The 18,412-nt window shown below is 63.5% G+C and carries 18 protein-coding genes; 3 read left to right on the top strand and 15 right to left on the bottom strand.

Features of this window, described 5'->3' with window-relative positions; all coding sequences use genetic code 11:
• Positions 1-5 precede the first annotated feature (5 nt).
• Both ABZ728_RS07965 and ABZ728_RS07960 read right to left on the bottom strand, forming a co-directional pair.
• The gene (locus ABZ728_RS07965; RefSeq protein WP_366655558.1) at positions 6-440 is read right to left on the bottom strand and encodes a VOC family protein; all 435 of its coding nucleotides are present in this window, start codon (positions 438-440) and stop codon (positions 6-8) included.
• A 39-nt stretch (positions 441-479) separates the two neighbouring features.
• Complete coding sequence (locus ABZ728_RS07960; protein ID WP_366655557.1) at positions 480-1,433, bottom strand: LysR substrate-binding domain-containing protein; 954 nt, start codon at positions 1,431-1,433, stop codon at positions 480-482.
• Between the two features lie 207 nt (positions 1,434-1,640).
• Here ABZ728_RS07960 and ABZ728_RS07955 point away from each other — a divergent pair, with 207 nt between their 5' ends.
• Positions 1,641-1,874 (top strand): DUF2934 domain-containing protein, encoded by a 234-nt coding sequence (locus ABZ728_RS07955; RefSeq protein WP_366655556.1) that lies wholly within the window; start codon positions 1,641-1,643, stop codon positions 1,872-1,874.
• Positions 1,875-1,883: 9 nt separating this feature from the next.
• Here ABZ728_RS07955 and ABZ728_RS07950 read toward each other — a convergent pair whose 3' ends face one another.
• The 12 genes from ABZ728_RS07950 to ABZ728_RS07895 form a co-directional block, all read right to left on the bottom strand.
• Positions 1,884-2,249, bottom strand: a complete 366-nt coding sequence (locus ABZ728_RS07950; RefSeq protein ID WP_366655555.1) for a DUF4870 domain-containing protein — start codon at positions 2,247-2,249, stop codon at positions 1,884-1,886.
• A gap of 49 nt (positions 2,250-2,298) precedes the next feature.
• The gene (locus tag ABZ728_RS07945; protein ID WP_366655554.1) at positions 2,299-3,303 is read right to left on the bottom strand and encodes an adenosine deaminase; all 1,005 of its coding nucleotides are present in this window, start codon (positions 3,301-3,303) and stop codon (positions 2,299-2,301) included.
• Between the two features lie 58 nt (positions 3,304-3,361).
• The gene (locus ABZ728_RS07940) at positions 3,362-4,282 is read right to left on the bottom strand and encodes a DMT family transporter (protein WP_366655553.1); all 921 of its coding nucleotides are present in this window, start codon (positions 4,280-4,282) and stop codon (positions 3,362-3,364) included.
• A gap of 37 nt (positions 4,283-4,319) precedes the next feature.
• A complete protein-coding gene (gene deoA / locus ABZ728_RS07935; protein WP_366655552.1) occupies positions 4,320-5,663 on the bottom strand; it encodes a thymidine phosphorylase in 1,344 nt (447 codons plus the stop codon).
• 1 nt (position 5,664) lies between these two features.
• Complete coding sequence (gene deoC / locus ABZ728_RS07930) at positions 5,665-6,528, bottom strand: deoxyribose-phosphate aldolase (protein WP_366655551.1); 864 nt, start codon at positions 6,526-6,528, stop codon at positions 5,665-5,667.
• A 130-nt stretch (positions 6,529-6,658) separates the two neighbouring features.
• The gene (locus ABZ728_RS07925; RefSeq protein ID WP_366655550.1) at positions 6,659-8,179 is read right to left on the bottom strand and encodes an ATP-binding protein; all 1,521 of its coding nucleotides are present in this window, start codon (positions 8,177-8,179) and stop codon (positions 6,659-6,661) included.
• A 138-nt stretch (positions 8,180-8,317) separates the two neighbouring features.
• On the bottom strand, positions 8,318-9,217 hold the full coding sequence (locus ABZ728_RS07920) for a purine-nucleoside phosphorylase (RefSeq protein ID WP_366655549.1): 900 nt from the start codon (positions 9,215-9,217) through the stop codon (positions 8,318-8,320).
• Positions 9,218-9,241: 24 nt separating this feature from the next.
• Positions 9,242-9,682, bottom strand: coding sequence for a cytidine deaminase (gene cdd, locus ABZ728_RS07915; RefSeq protein WP_366655548.1), 441 nt, complete (start codon positions 9,680-9,682; stop codon positions 9,242-9,244).
• Between the two features lie 14 nt (positions 9,683-9,696).
• Entirely contained in the window at positions 9,697-10,671 is a 975-nt protein-coding gene (locus ABZ728_RS07910; RefSeq protein WP_366655547.1) for an ABC transporter permease, read from the bottom strand.
• Positions 10,672-10,683: 12 nt separating this feature from the next.
• A complete protein-coding gene (locus ABZ728_RS07905) occupies positions 10,684-11,826 on the bottom strand; it encodes an ABC transporter permease (protein ID WP_366655546.1) in 1,143 nt (380 codons plus the stop codon).
• The gene (locus ABZ728_RS07900; protein WP_366655545.1) at positions 11,823-13,484 is read right to left on the bottom strand and encodes an ABC transporter ATP-binding protein; all 1,662 of its coding nucleotides are present in this window, start codon (positions 13,482-13,484) and stop codon (positions 11,823-11,825) included. The genes ABZ728_RS07905 and ABZ728_RS07900 overlap by 4 nt, the downstream gene beginning before the upstream one ends.
• A gap of 41 nt (positions 13,485-13,525) precedes the next feature.
• A complete protein-coding gene (locus ABZ728_RS07895) occupies positions 13,526-14,518 on the bottom strand; it encodes a BMP family ABC transporter substrate-binding protein (RefSeq protein ID WP_366655544.1) in 993 nt (330 codons plus the stop codon).
• Between the two features lie 271 nt (positions 14,519-14,789).
• On the opposite strand from ABZ728_RS07895, the gene ABZ728_RS07890 reads away from it, so the two are divergent.
• A complete protein-coding gene (locus tag ABZ728_RS07890; RefSeq protein ID WP_366655543.1) occupies positions 14,790-15,548 on the top strand; it encodes a hemolysin III family protein in 759 nt (252 codons plus the stop codon).
• 25 nt (positions 15,549-15,573) lie between these two features.
• Here the strand turns inward: ABZ728_RS07890 and ABZ728_RS07885 are convergent, their stop codons facing one another.
• The gene (locus ABZ728_RS07885; protein ID WP_366655542.1) at positions 15,574-16,164 is read right to left on the bottom strand and encodes a cyclic nucleotide-binding domain-containing protein; all 591 of its coding nucleotides are present in this window, start codon (positions 16,162-16,164) and stop codon (positions 15,574-15,576) included.
• A gap of 405 nt (positions 16,165-16,569) precedes the next feature.
• Here ABZ728_RS07885 and ABZ728_RS07880 point away from each other — a divergent pair, with 405 nt between their 5' ends.
• Positions 16,570-18,012 carry a nodulation protein NfeD gene (locus ABZ728_RS07880; protein ID WP_366655541.1) on the top strand — a complete coding sequence of 481 codons (1,443 nt, stop codon included), beginning with the start codon at positions 16,570-16,572 and terminating at the stop codon, positions 18,010-18,012.
• The last annotated feature ends 400 nt before the right edge of the window (positions 18,013-18,412 follow it).

The following is an 18,412-nucleotide window of genomic DNA, read 5'->3' as shown; positions in this document are numbered from 1 at the left end:
GCGCCCTACGCCATTCCCAATTCGCGGGCCTTGTCCATGTCCCAGTAGGTCGCTTCGATCTTGTTGCCCTCGGGGTCGCGGACGAAGCAGCCGTAGTAGGGTTCGCCATACAGGGGCCGCGGGCCGGGCGGGCCGTCCTCGGCCGCACCGGCGGCGACGGCGGCTTCATGGAACCGGTGCACCTGTTGGCGGCTCAGGGCCATGAAGGCGATATGGGTGCCGTTGCCGACGGTGGCGGGCCTGTCGTCGTGGGGGCTCTGAATCCAGAACTCCGGGAAAGCGCGGCCGAAGGCGGCAGCGCCGGGGTGCTCCATGATTTTCACGATCCCGAGCGTTGGCAGCACCGCCTCGTAGAATGCCAGGGCGCGGGGATAGTCATTCGCGCCGAGCGATACATGAGACAGGCAGCTGTCCGGCGTTTCTGGTGTCTGTTCGGTCATCACAGGATCTCAATTCGAAAACGAAGTTCATGATCTGTTCTAGGCCGCTTCGGTGTCGTCCGCAAGAGGGCGCAGGCCGCTTGGCGCGTTATCGGTCATGAATTGCACCAGCATCTCCATTTCGCGCAGGCGTGGTGTGTTCCGGCGCCAGACAAGGGCCAGACGCCGGAAGGGCTGGGGCGGCGCGAAGGGCCTAATGGCGATGTTTTCGAGGCGCTGCTGACAGGCCAGCGCCGGCAGCAGCGTCAGCCCGATATTGCCGGCCACCATCTCACGGAGGGTTTCCAGCGACGTCGCGGAGAATCCGTCGACGTTGCCGGCGGCGCCGGCTGGTCCGCGCGGCGTCCGGCGGCAGGCGGCCAGTGCCTGATCGCGCAGACAATGCCCGTCCTCTAGCAGCAGTACCGGCTCGTTGGTCAGATCGAGGTCGGTGATCGCTTCGTGACTCGCAAGGGGGTGCTGCGGCGGTAACGCGACGAAGAATGTTTCGTCGAACAGGGGCTGGACCTGAAAACCGGGACGGTCGACCGGCATTGCGACAATGCCGGCATCCAGATCGCCGGAAAGAATCGTGTCGAGCAGGCGGTCGGTCAGATCTTCACGCAGGTAGAGTCGCAAGTGAGGGTGACCGTCGCGCAGGGCGGGCATGATCCGGGGCAGGAGATAGGGCCCGACGGTCGGGATGACACCGAGGCGAAAGGGGCCGGACAGCGGTTCCGCCACCGATCGGCTGACGGCGTAGAGCGCCTGACAGTCGGACAGGATCTGCCGCGCCCGGTCGATCAGGATCTGCCCCCGCTGGGTCGGCGTTATCCGCCGGTGCGACCGGTCGAAGACCGCGGTGCCGATGGCGTGCTCCAACTGGGCGATCTGCGCGCTCAAGCTCGGCTGGCTGACATTGCACGACTCTGCGGCATGTCCGAAATGTCGATGGTCCGCCACCGCCACCAGATAGCGCAACTGCTTGAGCGTAAACGGGATCTGCGGCGCCATACCGAAAACTGTCGATGTTTTGAATTTCCTGCCAGAGTCTCGCCCAGCGGGGCGGAACGCGCAATGGTTTTGCCCGGCGATTTGGCAAATTCACCGGTCTCGCCCTTTCCTTGCCGGTGGTTTATGGTTGAGGCGATGTAAAATATTTGCAATCAGTAGGGGTATTGTATTGCCGCCGCATGTGCGGGATCGGAATGGGAGAAGTCTATGGAACAACGTCGCGACGGTACAGGCCAGCGCCGCAACCCGTCGCCTGGCACGTCAGGCGGCGGAGACTCTGCGTTCGCTGGACCCGTTACCGTGTCCGAACACCTGATCGCGGAACGGGCCCACGCCATCTGGCGGCACGAAGGCTGCCCCGAGGGGCGGGACCGCCATAACTGGATCCGGGCGTGGTGGGAATTGGTCGGAGAAGAAGCCAAGCGACGGCACTGTTCCTGATCGGGCCCTTTATAGCGGGCGGTCGTAGGGGCGGCCCTCGTTGGCCCGCACAATGCCCAGCACGCTGATAACCAGAAAATAGACAACAGCGGCGAACAGTGTCAGGAAGCCGACGCCGATCAGCATCAGCGGAATAGAAATCACCACGGCGATCAGCGTGATCCAGAAAGTGGTGATCTGCTTGGCAAAATGGTCGGCATAAACGGAGTTCGCCGCGTCGGCGCGCCAGATATAGGCCAGCACAACGCCAACAAGGGCAGTGATTCCGACCACAATGCTCGCCAGATACAAGCCCCACACGATCATTGCCTGATTCTTGATGTTCGGATTTCCGGCTTCGGGAGAGGCCGGTATGTGGGGTGACGGGTCTGTCATGGTCAGTCTCCTGATTTTGCGATCTTGCGGCTGCCTGCGAACAAACGAACTATGGCGCCGATGACTCTTCTAGCTTCCGTAGCAAGCGGGCGCGAGTGCTGTCATCGATGAAAGCGGCTTCAATGGCCGTTCGTGTCGCCGCCCTCAGCGTGGATGGCGACCAGCCGAAGACATCTCTGGCCGTGCGGTATTCGGCCTTCAGCGTCGTGTCGAAGAAGCTCGGGTCGTCGCTGTTGAGCGTGACCCTGACGCCCGCTGCGCGCAGCCGGTCGAGCGGGTGATCCGTCATCTGCTCGAAGATCTTCAAAGCGATATTGCTGCCGGGGCAGACTTCGAGCACCAGGCCGCGTTCGGCCAGCATGTCTACCAGCGGCGGATGTTCGATGGCGCGGACGCCATGGCCGATGCGCGTAACCGGCAGGTCGAGGGCGTCGGCTACGGATGAGGCGCCACTGATTTCACCGGCATGAACGGTCGCGCCAAGCCCTGCTGCACGGGCAATTTCGAAAGCCGGCCGGAAGTTCGCTGCCCGTCCGAAGCGTTCGTCGCCGGCCATGCCGAAGCCCGTTACCAGCGGATGCGGGAATGCCGCCGTCATCCGCGCCACCTTGCTTGCCCGTTCAGCCCCGAAATGGCGAATGCAGGTGACGATCATCCGGGCCTCGATCCCGGTTTGGGCGGATGCCCGGCCGATCCCGGCGGCGACGCCCTCGACCAGTGCCTCATAACCGATTCCGGCGCGGGCCGAATGGTCTGGCGAAATTGTCAACTCGGCATAGATCGCACCGTCCTGCGCGATCGACGTCAGGTAATCGGCCGTCAGTTCGGCATAGTCGTCGGCCGTGACGAGCACCATGCTCGCGGCGTCATAGGCGTTGAGGAACGACGTGAAATCCTGCCAGGCAAAGCGGTTGTCGGGCGTGATCAGCCCGTCGGGCAGCGCAACGCCGTTGCGAGCGGCCAGGCGGCGGACCATGGCCGGCGCAATCGCGCCTTCAAGGTGAAGATGCAGTTCGGCCAGGGGGAGGGAAGAATCGCCATTGTCGTTCGCCATCGATGTCGTGCCCTCCCGTTTGTCGTTCCGTTGCGGCCGACGCCTCTGCCCGGCCCTTCTACCGATCGCGTTGCGCTTTCGAGCGGGACAGCCGTGTCTCCCGATGGAGGATGTAAAGCCCGCTGGCGATCACGATGGCGGTTCCGACCCAGACCCCGGTGTCGGGCAGGTCGCCCCAAAGCGTCACGCCGAAGAACACCCCCCATACCATGGCGGTGTATTCGAACGGTGCCAAGATCGAGATCGACGCCATACGGAACGATTGTGTCATCGCCACCGTCGCCGATCCCCCCAATATCCCGACGCCCGCCAGCAGCAGCAGGTCAGACGCCGTCGGCATGACGAAATACCAGGGAAGGGCCAGGCCGCTCAACGTCATCGCTGTCAGGGTCTGGTAGGTCACGATCGCGGCGTTTGTCTCCGTCGTGATCATCTGCCGGGACAGCACGATGGCGATGGAATAAAGGGCGGTTCCCGTCAGCGCCATCACCGCGCCAAATCCGAGCATCGTTTCCGCCGCGCCAGCCGGGCGCAGGATAACGATCACGCCGATGAAGCCGACGACGATAGCGATCCAGCGCCGCCAGCCGACCAGTTCTCCCAGAATCGGCACCGAAAGTGCCGTGATCAGCAGGGGCGCGGCAAAGGCAATGGCATAGGCATCGGCAAGCGGCATATGGGCGAAGGCGGTGAAAAAGCTGATGCCGGCGCCAAAGCCGATCGTGCCGCGCGCCACATGTGCCAGCGGGCGGCGCGTCCGCAGTCCGGTCAGTCCGCCGCCGGTGCCGATGATGAGAAGCGCGACCGGGATGAGGGCGAAGGCTACGCGGAAAAATGCGATCTGAATTACCGGATAGCCCGCCGACAGCCATTTGATCAGCGCGTCCATACAGGACAGCAACAGGATCGAAAAGGCGAACAGGGCAATGCCCGCGGCAATCCGGCTGCGCGGCAGGGCCGTTTCGGAACCGAGTGTCATGCGGTGCCGGGCGCCGATAAACCGTCCTTTGCGGCACTCATGCCAGAAGTCGGGGCAGGCGTCGGGCGACCAGGGGGCCGCGCTGGGGAGCACTCTCTCGCCCCTTGGCGCCGACGGTGAACGCGGCGGCGACGGCCCTGGCTGCCTCGGCGGCTGCGGTTTCGTCGGCCGCGTGAACGACCGCCAGCGGCGCTCCGTCGGGTGCCACGGACTCGCCGATGCCCGCGATCTCTGACAGCCCGACGCGATGGTCGACCGTGTCTTCCGGGCGCCGCCGCCCACCGCCAAGCGCGACCACGGCAAGGCCGAGGGCGCGGGTGTCGACGGTGGCAACGATCCCGGTGTCCGCCGGTGCAACCGGCACCGCGACCGGCGCGGCCGTCAGATGATCCGCCGGCCGGTCAATCAGGTCGGCCGGCCCGCCGAGGGTGGCGACCATGCGGCCGAAATGGTCGGCCGCGCGGCCGTCGGCGAGGACGGCATCGATCATGCGTCCCGCGGTTTCGGTATCGGGGGCCAGTTGGCCGAGCACGATCAGTTCTGCCGCCAAAGCGCGCGTTACGGCCATCAGGCGCGGGTCGGGGTTGTCGCCGCGCAGTGCCGCGATGGCTTCGGCGGTTTCCAGCGCATTGCCGGCGGTCCGCCCAAGCGCTTCGTTCATGTCGGTCATCAGGGCGACCGTGGGCAGCCCGGCATCATTGGCGACATCGACGATGCTCTCTGCCAGTTGTTCGGCATCCTCGAATGCGGCCATGAAAGCGCCGTTGCCGAATTTGACGTCCATGACCAGACCGTCAAGGCCGCTTGCCAGCTTCTTCGACAGGATGCTCGCGGTGATCAGATCGAGGCTTTCGACCGTGCCGGTCGTGTCGCGGATCGCGTAGAGCCGTTTGTCGGCGGGCGCCAGATTACCGGTCGCGCCGATGATGGCGCATCCGGCATTTTTCACGGCCCGGGCGAATGTGTCGTTGTCGGGAAGGCTGCGATAGCCGGGTATCGCATCCAGCTTGTCAAGGGTGCCGCCGGTATGGCCGAGACCGCGCCCGGAAATCATCGGCACATAACCACCGCAGGCCGCGACGATTGGCGCCAGGATCAGGCTGACCTTGTCGCCGACGCCGCCGGTGGAATGCTTGTCAAGCACCGGGCCATCGAGACCGGCATTCGACCAGTCCATGATGTCGCCGCTATGGGCCATGGCCAGCGTCAGCGCTGCGCGCTCGGCCGGTGCCATGCCGCGAAAGAAGATCGCCATGGCCAGTGCCGATGCCTGGGCATCGGTCACGGTGCCGTCGGCAAGGCCGGTGGCGAAGGCGTCGATCTCGGCCTGCTCCAGCGGCTTGCCGTCCCGCTTGCGCCGGATGATTTCCTGAATCAGCATGTCAGTATCCCTCGCCGTCCTTTTGGGCCGCGCTATCGGTTGTGTCCTTGGATTGTCCGGAACCGGCTGCCGCGGCGACAAGGGGATCGATCACGCCAGAGGCACCGAGGCGGAAGCAGGCCGGTTTGGCCCAGCCCTCGCCCATGATCCGGTCGGCCAGCAGCAGGAACGCGGCGGCGGCTTCGGCGGTCCGGATACCGCCGGATGGTTTCAGGCCCAGACCGGGTTTTCCGGACTGCCGAATGGCGTCGAGCATCACGGCGCAGGCTTCAAGCGTAGCGCCGTGTCCGGCCTTGCCGGTCGATGTCTTGATGAAGGTGGTTCCGGCGTCGATCGCCAGCCGCGCAGCATGGCCGACCATTGTCAGATCCGGCATGCGGCTGATTTCCAGGATCGTCTTGACCGGTCGTTCGGGCCCGACCGCATCGCGGACGGCCGAAACCATCGCTCGGGCCGGTTCGTTGTCGCCCTGCAACAGCGCGGCGAGTGGCAGGACCACGTCGATCTCGTCGGCGCCGTCGGCAACCGCCGCCCGTGTCAGTGCAACGACCGCGTCTTCGGGGTCGTCGCCGCCGGGGAAATTGACGACGGTTGCAACGGCGATCGGTGCACCCTCCAGCGCCCGCTTCGCGGTGGCGACAAAGGCCGGATAGACGCAGACAGCCGCAACCGGGCCGGCGGGCGTCATCGCTCGCGCGCACAGCGTTTCGATCGCTTCGTCGGTGTCGTCATCGTTGAGGCTGGTGAAGTCGAGGCAGGCCAGCGCCCGACGCGCCTCAGCCGGCGAGCATACCGATAGCTTGCGGGCCGTCGCGACGGCGTCGGACAGGGCCGGGTCCAGGCCGGCGGCAGCATTGTCAGTCATGATGTCGATCTCACCAGTTTCGGGCGCCGGATTACACCAACGCTTCTCACCCGCGACTGTGCTACCGCAAAGCCTCTGGTTGCAACCCCCACGCGGCCCTCCACGCGGCGCAGGGGCCCGCAGGAGGCCATCAATCGATCAGGACGCGTGCCGCTGGAAAGGTCAGGGCGATCGTGGTTCCCCGCCCCGGCTCGCTGTCGATGGCGAAGGTACCGCCATGGCGTTCAATCAGTGTCTTGACCAAAGGCAGGCCCAGCCCCGTCCCCGATCGATCGGCACGGGGGCCGCCGGGTATCTGGCCGAAGGGCGCCAATGCGCGGGGAATGTCGATGGCCTTGATGCCGATGCCGTCATCGGTGACCTGGATGACGAGGGCGCCGCTTTCCCGGTCGATCGCCATTGCCAGTTCGATCCGGCCATGATTCGGCGTGAAATCGACGGCATTCGACAGCAGATTGAGCAGCATCTGTTTCAGGCCGCGCCGATCGCAGAGAAGATGCGGCAGACCGGGCGGGATCGTCGATACCAAAGACTGACTGTTGGCGGCGGCCGGCATCTCCATCAGGCGCAGGGTCGCCAGCGCCTCGGCCGCCGGGTCGGCCCGTGTCTCCAGCAGGGCAACCTCGCCGGCATCAATGCGGGACAGGTCGAGCATGGAGTTGACGAGATCCAGCAGGTGGCTGCCGCTTTGATTGATGTCGTCGGCATATTCCAGATAGCGCGCATTGTCGATGGCGCCGATCAACTGGTCCTTTATGATGGCGGAAAAGCCGATTATGGCGTTCAGCGGCGTGCGAAGTTCGTGGCTGACATTGGCGAGCAGCATTGTCTTCGCCTGATTGGCGCGGTCCGCCTGTTCCAGAGCATCGCGCAGCGCTACCTCGGCGCGCTTGCGTTCGGTGATATCGACATGTGTGATCAGGGTCGTGCCGTCGGGCAACCGGTGCTCGCTGGTCAGATACCAGATTTCCTGGCCCTCCGGTGTCGGCACCTGCTCCTCGAACGGTCCCTTGTAGTGCCGGTGCCGGTCGAGCCTTTCCTGCACATCGTGCTCGGGATCGCCGACAGCCCATAGTTGATCCTGCTCGCGAAGTTCCCGTAAAAGACGTTCCAGTGTCTTGCCGATCTTCAGGGGTGACCGGGGATTGAGAGCCAGAAAGGCATCGTTCCACAGGATGATCCGATCGTCGGGCCCCAGAACCAGCATGGGAACCGGTGCCAGTGACAGGGCCTCGACCAGGTGATTGGCAGATGATGGCGTATCGCCCGCCAGGGGATTGACGACCAGCAGCGTGCCGCCGTCGGCAAGTGCCGAAGATCTGAGTTCGACGGAATCTCCCCCTGGCGTCGTCCGGCGCAGATAGGGGGGCACGGTCTGGCCGTAGCCGAACTCCAGGGCGTCGGCAGGCAAGTAAGCCGGGGGGTGGGCATTTCCGTTCGGGTTCGCGAAGCGGGCGACGACATCCGCGATGCTCGACCCGGCAAGATCACCTGAACTGTCCGTGAGCCTGGCGAACAGGGCGTTGTGGTACGCGAGACGTCCCTGGAGATCGAAGACGGCCACCCCTTCCCGGATCATCGAGAGCAGGTCAGGCAGGATCGACAGCTGGACCTTGTCGGGCGGCAGCACGCGATGGTCACCGATTTTCACGTCGCTATCTCGAATACAGCCTCACATATGATAGGATGACGATATATATCCCCATTTCCAACGAAAATTTCGGTTCTCCGCAATTATCGGTCGCGGATCCTGGTCGAATACGCTCTTGCGCGCTAATCAGTGCCCGGATCAGAGCCCGGCAACGACGCCCCTGATCAAGCGGCCCAGCCGTTCGCCACCCTCGGTGGCACCGGCCAATGTCTGATCGTGCGTCACGGGGGTCGCGGAAAGGCCGACGCCGAGATTGGTGATCATCGCGGTTGCTGTCACGCGCAGTCCGCAATGGCGCGCGATAATGACCTCAGGCACGGTTGACATTCCCACGGCATCGCCGCCAAGGCGGCCGAGCATGCGCACCTCGGCCGGGGTTTCGAACATCGGTCCCAGAACCTGAATATAGACGCCGGCCGCAAGGGACAGATTGTCGCTCACGGCGGCAGCGACCTGAAGAGCGATCAGGTCCGGATCATAGGCATTTTCCATGGGGGGGAAACGCGGTCCGACGTCATCGTCGTTCGGCCCCACCAGCGGGTTCGATCCGGACATGTTGATGTGATCGGTAATCGTCATCAGGCTGCCGGGAGCGAGGTCTTGCCGCAGACTGCCCGCTGCACAGGTGAGATACAGCGTGTCGCAGCCGACGGCCCGGGCGCAGCGAATGGGCACGGCCATGGCGTCGGGCCGTCCCTCATAGGCGTGGACACGCCCCTGAAAGCACAGGACCGATACTGCCCCCAGATCGCCGACGATCACCTTGCCGCTGTGACCGGCGACACCGGGGGTCGGAAAGCCGGCCAACTCGTCGTAGCCGATGGCAACCGGGTCGGTGATCTGGTCGGCAAGCGGGCCAAGGCCGGAACCCAGTACGATCGCGATCCGGGGTACCGGCTTGCCCGGTCGCGCGGCGGCGACCCGTTCGATGACGGTTGCGGCGGCCTTTTCATGGTCGCTTTCGGTGGAGGGCCCAGTAGACGGCCCAGTAGACGGCCCGGAAGACGGACCGGAGGATCGTCCGGCAGATGGTGTCATCGTGGCCTCCCGGCGCAGGTGTCGCTAAACGATGTCGAGATTGTCGGGTCCGAACGACAGGGGCAGCAACACCCCCAGCGTCGTTGTGTGCCTGCGACCATCCGGGCCGCAAATATGGATAAGCAACGTCTCGGTCCCGAACTCGCGCAGGCGCTGCCGACAGCCGCCGCAGGGCGTGCAGAGATCCTGCGGGTCGTCCTCGCGGCCGCCGACGACGGCAACCTCTATGATGCGCTGGCCGCCGACGGCGGATACCATCGCGCCGAGCGCGTTGGCTTCGGCGCACTGGCCCTGGGGATAGGCCGCATTCTCCATATTGGCGCCGGCAAACAATCGGCCGTCGGCTGTGCGCACCGCCGCCCCGACCTTGAACCGGGAATAGGGGGCATAGGCGTTGGTGCGCGCCTGTCGGGCGGCGGCGAACAGATCCTCCGGCAACGGAGGAGGCGCGTCAGAAGGCATCATGCAAATCCAGCCAGCTATCGTTCTTTGACATAAGGTTCGCCGATGGCGCGGGGCGGCACGGCCTTGCCGATGAATCCCGCCAGAAGGACCACCGTCAGAATATAGGGCAGGGCCTGAATGAACTGCACCGGAACTTCGCCAACGCCGGGTATCGGCACGCCCTGAAGCCGGGCTTCAAGCGCTCCCAGAAACCCGAACAGCAGGCAGGTGAACAGCACCGGCACGGGGCGCCATTTCGCGAAGATCAGCGCGGCGAGCGCCAGAAATCCCTGCCCGGCGGTCATGTCGCGGACGAAGGATGCGTTCTGGGCGACGGAAAGATAGCTGCCCGCGATACCAGTCAGAACCCCCGTAATCAGCATTGCCTTGTATCGCATTGCGGCGACACCGATCCCGGCGGTGTCGACCGCCGCCGGATTCTCGCCGACGGCCCGTAGTCTCAGGCCGAAACGCGACCGGTAGAGCACCCAGGCACAACCGGGCACGGCCAGAAAGGCAAGATAAACGAGAATGTTATGCCCGCTGATCAGCTGTGAATAGACGGCCCCGACCACGGGCACCTCCGCCAGTGCCCCGGCAAACGGCAGGTCGATCGACTGGAAGCGCGCATCGCCAGAAAGGGTCGGCGTCTGGCCGCCTCTGGCGAACCAGGCTATGCCCAGTGTCGGCGCCAGTCCCATTACAAGTGTATTGATGGCGACACCCGATACGATCTGGTTGCCGCGATGCGTGATACAGGCAAAGCCATGGAGCAGGGCGAGCGCGACGGCGGTGGCGATGCCGGCCGATAGCCCGATCCAGGCCGACCCCGAAATTGCGGCGACGGCTGCCGCCGCGAAGGCGGCGCCCAGCATCTTGCCCTCCAGGCCGATATCCACAACGCCGGAGCGCTCGGCGAACAGTCCCGCCAAAGCAGCCAGGATGAGCGGTGTCGCGACCCTCACCGTGCTTTCCAGCATCGGGACCAGAAACTGCAGGAAGTCGATCATGGCGCCGAACCCCTAGTGCGCTGTCGCGGCGACGGATGGCGCCGGCCGTCGGAACAGTGCTTCGATCCGTGGTCGGAACATGTTTTCCAGCGCCCCGGCAAAGAGGATGACCAATCCCTGAATGACGACGATCATCTCGCGGGTGATCGTGGGCATTTCAAACGACAATTCGGCGCCACCCTGATAGAGGATGCCGAAAAGGATGGATGCCAGCACGATGCCGACGGGATGGTTGCGCCCCATGAGCGCGACCGCGATACCGCCAAAGCCGTAACCGGCGGCAAAATTCAGCAGCAGCCGCTCGTGCACGCCCATGATCTCGTTGATGCCGACGAATCCGGCCAGCGCACCCGAAAGCGCCATGGCGAGGATGATGTTCCGGGATGGCGAGATACCGCCGTACACCGCGGCCTGCGGACTCTGGCCGACCGTGCGCAGTTCGAATCCCCATCGCGTCCGCCAGATCAGCAGCCAGACGATCAGGCACATGAACAGGGCGAAGACGAAGCTGAGATTCATGGGCGAACTGGAAAAGTCGGCGCCGAACCAGGCCGCCATTTCGTGCATTTGCGGCAAGCCGATGTGATCGGCGAACGGCCGGCTTTCCGGGCTTTGCTGACCCGGGCGGATCAGCACGTTCACCATCAGATAGACCATTAGCGACGACGCAATGAAGTTGAACATGATCGTCGTTATGACGACATGGCTGCCGCGCTTTGCCTGAAGATAACCCGGTATGAATGCCCAACCCGCGCCAAAGGCGGCCGCTGCCAGAATGGCCAGGGGAAAGACGAGCAGAAAGGGCAGAAAATCCAGGTAAAGACAGGCCAGTCCGACTCCAAGGCCGCCGATATAGGCCTGGCCTTCACCGCCGATATTGAACAGCCCGCAATGAAACGCCAGCGCGAAACACAGTCCTGTGAATATGAAATTCGTCGCATAGTAGAGCGTATAACCGATCGCATAGCTGTGCGGAATGAAGTCGCCATCGCCAAAGGCGCCAAGCAACAGGATCCGGCCGGCTTCGATCGGATTCTCTCCGATGATCAGGATGACGAGGCCCGAAACGAACAAGGCGAGGGCCAGATTGATTGCCGGAATAAGGACGTAACCGACCCACCGTGGCACATCGGCACCTGAAAGAGCGACACTCATGCTTTGGAAATCCGGCTTTCATCAAGGGCGGGATTGAAATCGGCAGGGCGTTCATCGGCAGGCGCGGTCGGGGCCTCGGTCTCGGCTTCCTCGGGCGCGATGCCCGCCATCATCAGGCCCAGACGCTTCTCGTTTGCCTGGTCGGCGGCGACTTCGCCAACAATGTTGCCGTCGAACATGACAAGGATGCGGTCTGCAAGCGCGAAAATCTCGTCGAGTTCGACCGAAACCAGCAGCACCGCCTTGCCGGCGTCACGCATCTCGATCAAGCGCCGGTGGATGAATTCTATCGCGCCGATGTCGACCCCGCGGGTCGGCTGGCCGACCAGGAGAAGGTCGGGATCCCGGTCGAATTCCCGGGCTATGACGATCTTCTGCTGGTTGCCGCCGGAAAAGCTCCGGCCGAGCAGCTGCGGATTGGGGGGGCGGACGTCGTATCGCCGCATCTTGTTCTCGCAGTCGGCGATCACCGCGCCGCGCCGCTGAATCGGCCCACTATTGTATTCCGGAAGCCCGTGATAGCCGAGAATGGTGTTCTCATAGGCGTGGAAGGTTTTGACCAGACCCTCCCGAAGTCGATCCTCGGGCACATGAGCCACCCCCAGTTGCCGCATGACATGGGCATCGAGAGGGGCGTCGGCGGTGCTGGATCGGCCGCCGATGGTGATCGATCCGGCTGCCGGCGCGCGAATGCCGGCCAGGGCCGCAAGCAATTCCGACTGGCCGTTGCCTGCAACGCCGGCGATGCCGACGATCTCGCCCCGTCTGACCTCGAAACTCGCCTTTTTGACCCGCCTGACACCCAGCGCGTCGACGACGTCCAGATCGCGCACGGACATGGCGGTTTCGCCGGCTTGCGCCGTGTCCTTGGAAACGCGGACAAGGACCTTGCGGCCGACCATGAGTTCGGCCAGTTCTTCGCGGTCGGTGCCGGCGGTTTGCCGGTGCGCGACCATTTCGCCGTTGCGCATGACCGAAACGGCGTCCGTGATGGCCATGATTTCCCGCAGTTTGTGGGTAATCAGAATGACCGTCTTTCCCTGATCGCGCAGCGCCCGCAGTATACGGAACAGATGGTCCGCCTCCTGCGGCGTCAGCACGGCGGTTGGCTCGTCGAGGATCAGGGTATCGGCGCCGCGATGCAGCGCCTTGAGGATCTCCACCCGTTGCTGGATGCCGACCGGGAGATCCCCGACGACGGCGTCGAGATCGACATGGAGCGAATACTCGCGTTCGAGCTTTTCCAGCGCCTGCCGGGCCGTGGCGAGACCGTCGCGCAATCGGAATCCGCCTTCCATGCCCAGAATGACGTTTTCCAGCACAGTGAAGGTGTCCACCAGCATGAAATGCTGGTGGACCATGCCGATACCGGCTGCAATCGCGTCGTCCGGCGTGTTGATCTGGCGCTCGCGGCCATTCACCAGAATGGTGCCGTCGTCGGCGCGATAGAATCCGTAAAGGATGCTCATCAGCGTTGATTTGCCGGCACCGTTCTCGCCGATGATGCCGTGAATCGTCCCCGCCCGGACGATCAGGTCGATGTCCCTGTTGGCGCGGACCGGTCCGAAACGCTTGTTTATGCGGCGCAACTCGATAGCCGCCGCCCCGGTCCCGGCCGGGGCGGTGCCATCCTGCTTGCCATCCGTAGATGCCGTCATAGGCCGCCGTCGTCTATCTGAGGCCCGTCGGTATGCACAGTTTAATACTCGCAGGCGTTGTTTTCATGGTAGCTGACGACGTTCAGATCGCCGGCGATGATGGAATCGCGGACTTCCTCGACACGGTCGCGCATCTCGTCGGTGATCAGATCTTCGTTGTGTTCGTCCAGCGCCCAGCCGACGCCTTCTTCCGCGAGGCCGAGATTCAACACACCGGGTTCCCAGTCGCCGTTCATGGCATCGGTGAAGGCATTGTATGCGGCAACGTCGACCCGCTTGACCATGGATGTCAGCATGGTGCCGGGGTGCAGATGGTTCTGGTTGCTGTCGACGCCGATGGCGAGATTGCCGGTGTCTTCGGCGGCCTGATAGACACCGACCCCGGTTCCGCCGGCGGCGGCAAAGATGACGTCGGCACCGCGGTCGAACTGGCTGCGGGCGAGTTCGCCGCCGCGTGCGGGGTCGTTCCAGGCTGCCGGCGTGGTACCGGTCATGTTTGCGATGACCTCGATATCCGGGTTCTGATGGACGGCGCCCTGCTCGTAGCCGCATTCGAAATTGCGGATCAGGGGAATGTCCATTCCGCCAATGAAGCCAACGGCGCCGGTTTCAGATGCCATGGCGGCAAGCACGCCGACGAGGAACGAGCCTTCGTGTTCCTTGAAGACGATCGACTGGACGTTCGGCGCATCCACGACGGCATCGATGATCGTGAACATCGTGTCAGGGTAGCGCGCGGCCACGTCTTCCAGCGGCGGCGCCTGAGCGAAGCCGACCGCGATGACGATGTCCGAACCGGCGCGGGCCATCCGTTCCAGAGCCTGTTCCCGCTGGCCTTCGTTGGTGACCTCGAATTCGCGATAGTCGATGCCGGTTTCTTCGCGGAACTGCTCGACGCCGTTATAGACGCCCTCGTTGAAGGAGCGGTCGAACTTGCCCCCCATGTCGTAGACGACCGCAGGCGAAATTTCATCCGCCTGTGCGACCGCCATCGATGCCGTGAATGCCAACACTGAAGCCGCTAGTTTTTTCATGTTTCACCAGACGTTTGCGAGTGACCGCCCCACGGAAGACCAGCGATACGAACCCCGGCGGGGTCGTCTGCCGCCCCATGGCGCGCAATCGGGATCAGACTGCCTTGCCCGGCGGGTAAAGCGCCGACCCGCCGGACTGGAACTACTGTTGCGCCGCCACTGCGCGTTGTAAAGAATTGAGTTCCGCATTTCCCGAATCTCAGTTCCGTCACAGTCCGATGATATGCAAAATGGCGAGTCCGGGTTTCGGTGAACCGGTCGGAGATACGGCATGACCACATTCATGGACAAATGGGGCATGGACAAATGGGGCATGGACAAATGGGGCATGGACAAATGGGGCGCCCCCCGACGCAAGACGCAGCAGACGGTCGAATGCGCGACGCGGCACCCGCCCGAAACAGTGGGCGAGATGATCGCCAATGTCGCCACCCATGGGGCCGGCGCCGTGATGTCCGCCGTCGGGCTGGCGGTTCTGGTCATGCTGACAGTATCGGCGGGAGCGACGCCGGTTACGATGATCAGCATGATCATCTATGGCGCCACTCTGGTGCTGCTTTATTCGGCGTCGACGCTCTATCACGCCGTTCGCGGGCCGCGCGCCAGAGAGATTTGCCGCCTGATGGATCATGGCGCAATCTTCCTTCTGATCGCGGGGACGTACACGCCGTTCACGCTTGTCGGATTGGGCGGGCAGGCCGGATGGGTATTGTTCGTGGTAATCTGGTCGATCGCCATCTCCGGCATCCTGATGCGCGTCATGCTGCGGACGCGCGGCGCCGGGTTCTTCGTTCCCCTTTATCTGGCGATGGGCTGGCTGATGGTGATCGCTGCGGGCGATCTGACCGCCACGGTTCAGCACGGCATGATATGGCTGGCGGCGGGCGGCGTCTTTTACACCGCCGGCCTGATCTTTTTCGCGTGGCGGCGGCTGCCCTATAACCATGCCGTCTGGCATCTGTTCGTTCTTGGTGGCAGCGCCTGCCATTTTGTCGCGATCGCAGCTTACGTGTTGCCAGTCGGGACCTGAAGTCGCGTGTCAGCCTGCGGGACCGTCAGTTTCCCTCGGCAATCTCCTGGAGCCGGTCGCGTTCGGCCAGATCGACCTTGTTGCCTTCCATCAGTCGAATCACGCCGGCGGATTTCAACTGCGTGAAGGATCGGCTCACGGTCTCTGTCGTCAGGCCCAGATAATCAGCGATGTCAGACCGCCCCATCTGCAACGCAACCGGCGTCGCCGGCTGCCCTCGGCGCACGGCGCGGGCCGAAAGCGTCAACAGGAAGGAGGCGATCTTCTCCTTGGCCGCTTTCCGGCCCAGAAGCAGCATCTGATCCTGGGCCACGGCCAGTTCGTTCGAGGCGATCGAGTACAAGCGCTGCTGAAAATGCGGGAAATCCCTGACCACCGACTCGAGTTTCTGGCGGGGGAAACGGCACACATAGGTCTCGGAGACGGCCTCGGCACTGTAGGAGTACGTCTCCTTGACGGCCAGACCGAGGAAATCACCGGCGAACAGAAACCCCGTGATCTGCCGGCGGCCGTCGGGAAGATGCTTGTAGAGCTTCACGGTGCCTGAAGTGACGTTGTAAAGCGCTGCAGCGCTTTCCCCTTCGTCGAATATCGGCATGCCCGGCGCAAATCGCATTGTATGAACGATTTCCGCCAACCGCCCTATTTCGTAGTTGTCCAGAGCGGAACAGACACTGAGTGAACGGACCGGGCAAGAATCGCATGGGCTTGCCACCGGCGGGTGAGCGTTGATACCGGCTGACTTTGCCAGTCGGCAATCCGACAGATTTACGACGGCACCGACGTTCTGCGCATTGGCCATGGCCGCGGAACTGGTGCGTTTGGCAGGGGGCCGAAACATGGGGGGCTCACTTGCATTTGGGGGCGTTTCATGATTCTGCGTGCTGATCGGTTCATAGTTATGATTATACTACCATTCCAGCGTGCTTGCAGTGAATACTTCGGTCGCCCTCTATAGCCCGAACGGAGGGTAGCTCGCCTGGATGGTGGATGGTTCGTCAAATCGTGACATCTTAAGCGTATGATCAGGAAAAAAAGTTACACGGTGCGCTGCCTGACGGTTATCGCCCTGGCAATGGCCTTTGTCGTAGGATCAGGTGGCTGGGTCGGGGCGGATGAGGCCCCGGTCGCGGCAACCGCGGAGAGCGTCGTACTGGTGGCCACCATCGATGGACCGATCGGGCCTGCCACGGCGGACTATCTTGCCTCTGTCCTGACCGAAGCGGCCGAGCGTCGGGCGTCGGCCGTCGTGCTGCGCTTGAACACACCGGGCGGGCTGGTATCGTCGACTAGAACGATCGTCAGTGCAATACTGGCGTCTACGGTTCCTGTCATCACTTATGTCGCGCCGCCGGGCGGAGGGGCGGCCAGCGCCGGCACCTATATCGCCTATGCATCGCATGTGGCTGCCATGGCACCGGCGACGAATATCGGCGCCGCCACGCCGATCCCCATGGGCGGATCGGCGCCGTTGCCGGGGGGCGGTCCGGACGATGATGCGGACGCCGAGTCGGAAGATGGCCCGGACATCGACCGGGAGTCTGGCGACTCGGTCACAGAAGACCGGCCACCACGGGATGCGGCCGAGGCGAAAATGATCAACGACGCCGTGGCGTATATCCGATCCCTGGCCGAGCTTCGCGGGCGTAATGCCGACTGGGCCGAAAGGTCGGTGACCGAGGCGGCAAGTCTGACGGCAACCGAAGCCGAGCGGCAACGGGTCGTCGATCTGATGGCGGGGTCTGTTGCAGACCTGCTGTCGGCTGTGGACGGCCGTCGCGTCATCGTCGCCGGCGACCGCGAGATTGAGCTTTCCACGGATGCGGCGCGCCTGGAAGAAGTTGAGCCGGGCTTGCTGCTGGAAATACTGGCAGTTATCACGAATCCGAATATCACCCTGATTCTGCTCGTTCTCGGCGTTTATGGCCTGATATTCGAATTTCTGGCACCGGGATCGTTCGTGCCGGGGACGATTGGCATATTGTCGCTGATACTCGGAATGTACGCGCTGAACGTCTTGCCGTTCAGCTATGCCGGTGCGGCTTTGCTGATTGTCGGTTTGGCCTTGATGGCTGGCGAGGCCGTCGTGCCCAGCTTTGGTGCGCTGGGGATCGGCGGCGCGCTGGCTTTCGCGGTCGGTGCAGGGATGTTGATCGACACCTCTGCGCCCGGGTTCGGAATATCCTGGATCGTGATCGGTGTGGCGACCGCCCTGACGCTTTCGCTGGCCTTGTTCGTACTGTCGGCCGCCATCAGATCCGGACGCCGGCCAGAGCGGCTGGAGCCGGCGATGCCGGAGCGGCAGCTGGCGAAAGTCGTCTCATGGAAGGTGGATGCGGGCACTGTCACTGTCGACGGCAAGACCTGGACCGCTACCGGTAATGGGCCATTCGAACCGGGTGAAACGGTCAACGTCATCGACTCCAACGGCCGCACCCTGATCGTCGGGCGAGAGGGCGGCTGACACCCGAGGCTGGCGGACGGAAAGGGGCGCCATTCGATAGGCGCTAAACTGAAAGCCGCCGATGACAAGAGACAAAGTGCCGCGATCGCGTTAATATTGTCGCACACTTTTGCACTCAGGCGCGACGCCGCCCTATTTACGCCATATCAAAGTAATTGCTTAAATATAGCCATGGCGATCATTGTGGTACGGTGTCGTTGATCGTCACGGCTGTAGGTCCCATCTCTGCGGGAAGCGCTGAGCCGCATGGTCAGGAGGCGAGAGGAGCAGGAGATGAGGTCGCGGGGCTTTCCAACTGGCATGAACAGTGCAACCCTTATTTGGTCCGGAAGAGGGCTTGCAAGCGCCACGCACTTCCGTGACCGTATATGGAACCGGTTACGGAGCCGGGGAGACGGGA

Source organism: Fodinicurvata sp. EGI_FJ10296 (assembly GCF_040712075.1).
In the GTDB taxonomy this organism is placed as follows: domain Bacteria; phylum Pseudomonadota; class Alphaproteobacteria; order DSM-16000; family Inquilinaceae; genus JBFCVL01.
Note: the sequence above shows the minus strand (reverse complement) of the source record. Positions and strands in the feature narration are given on the sequence as shown.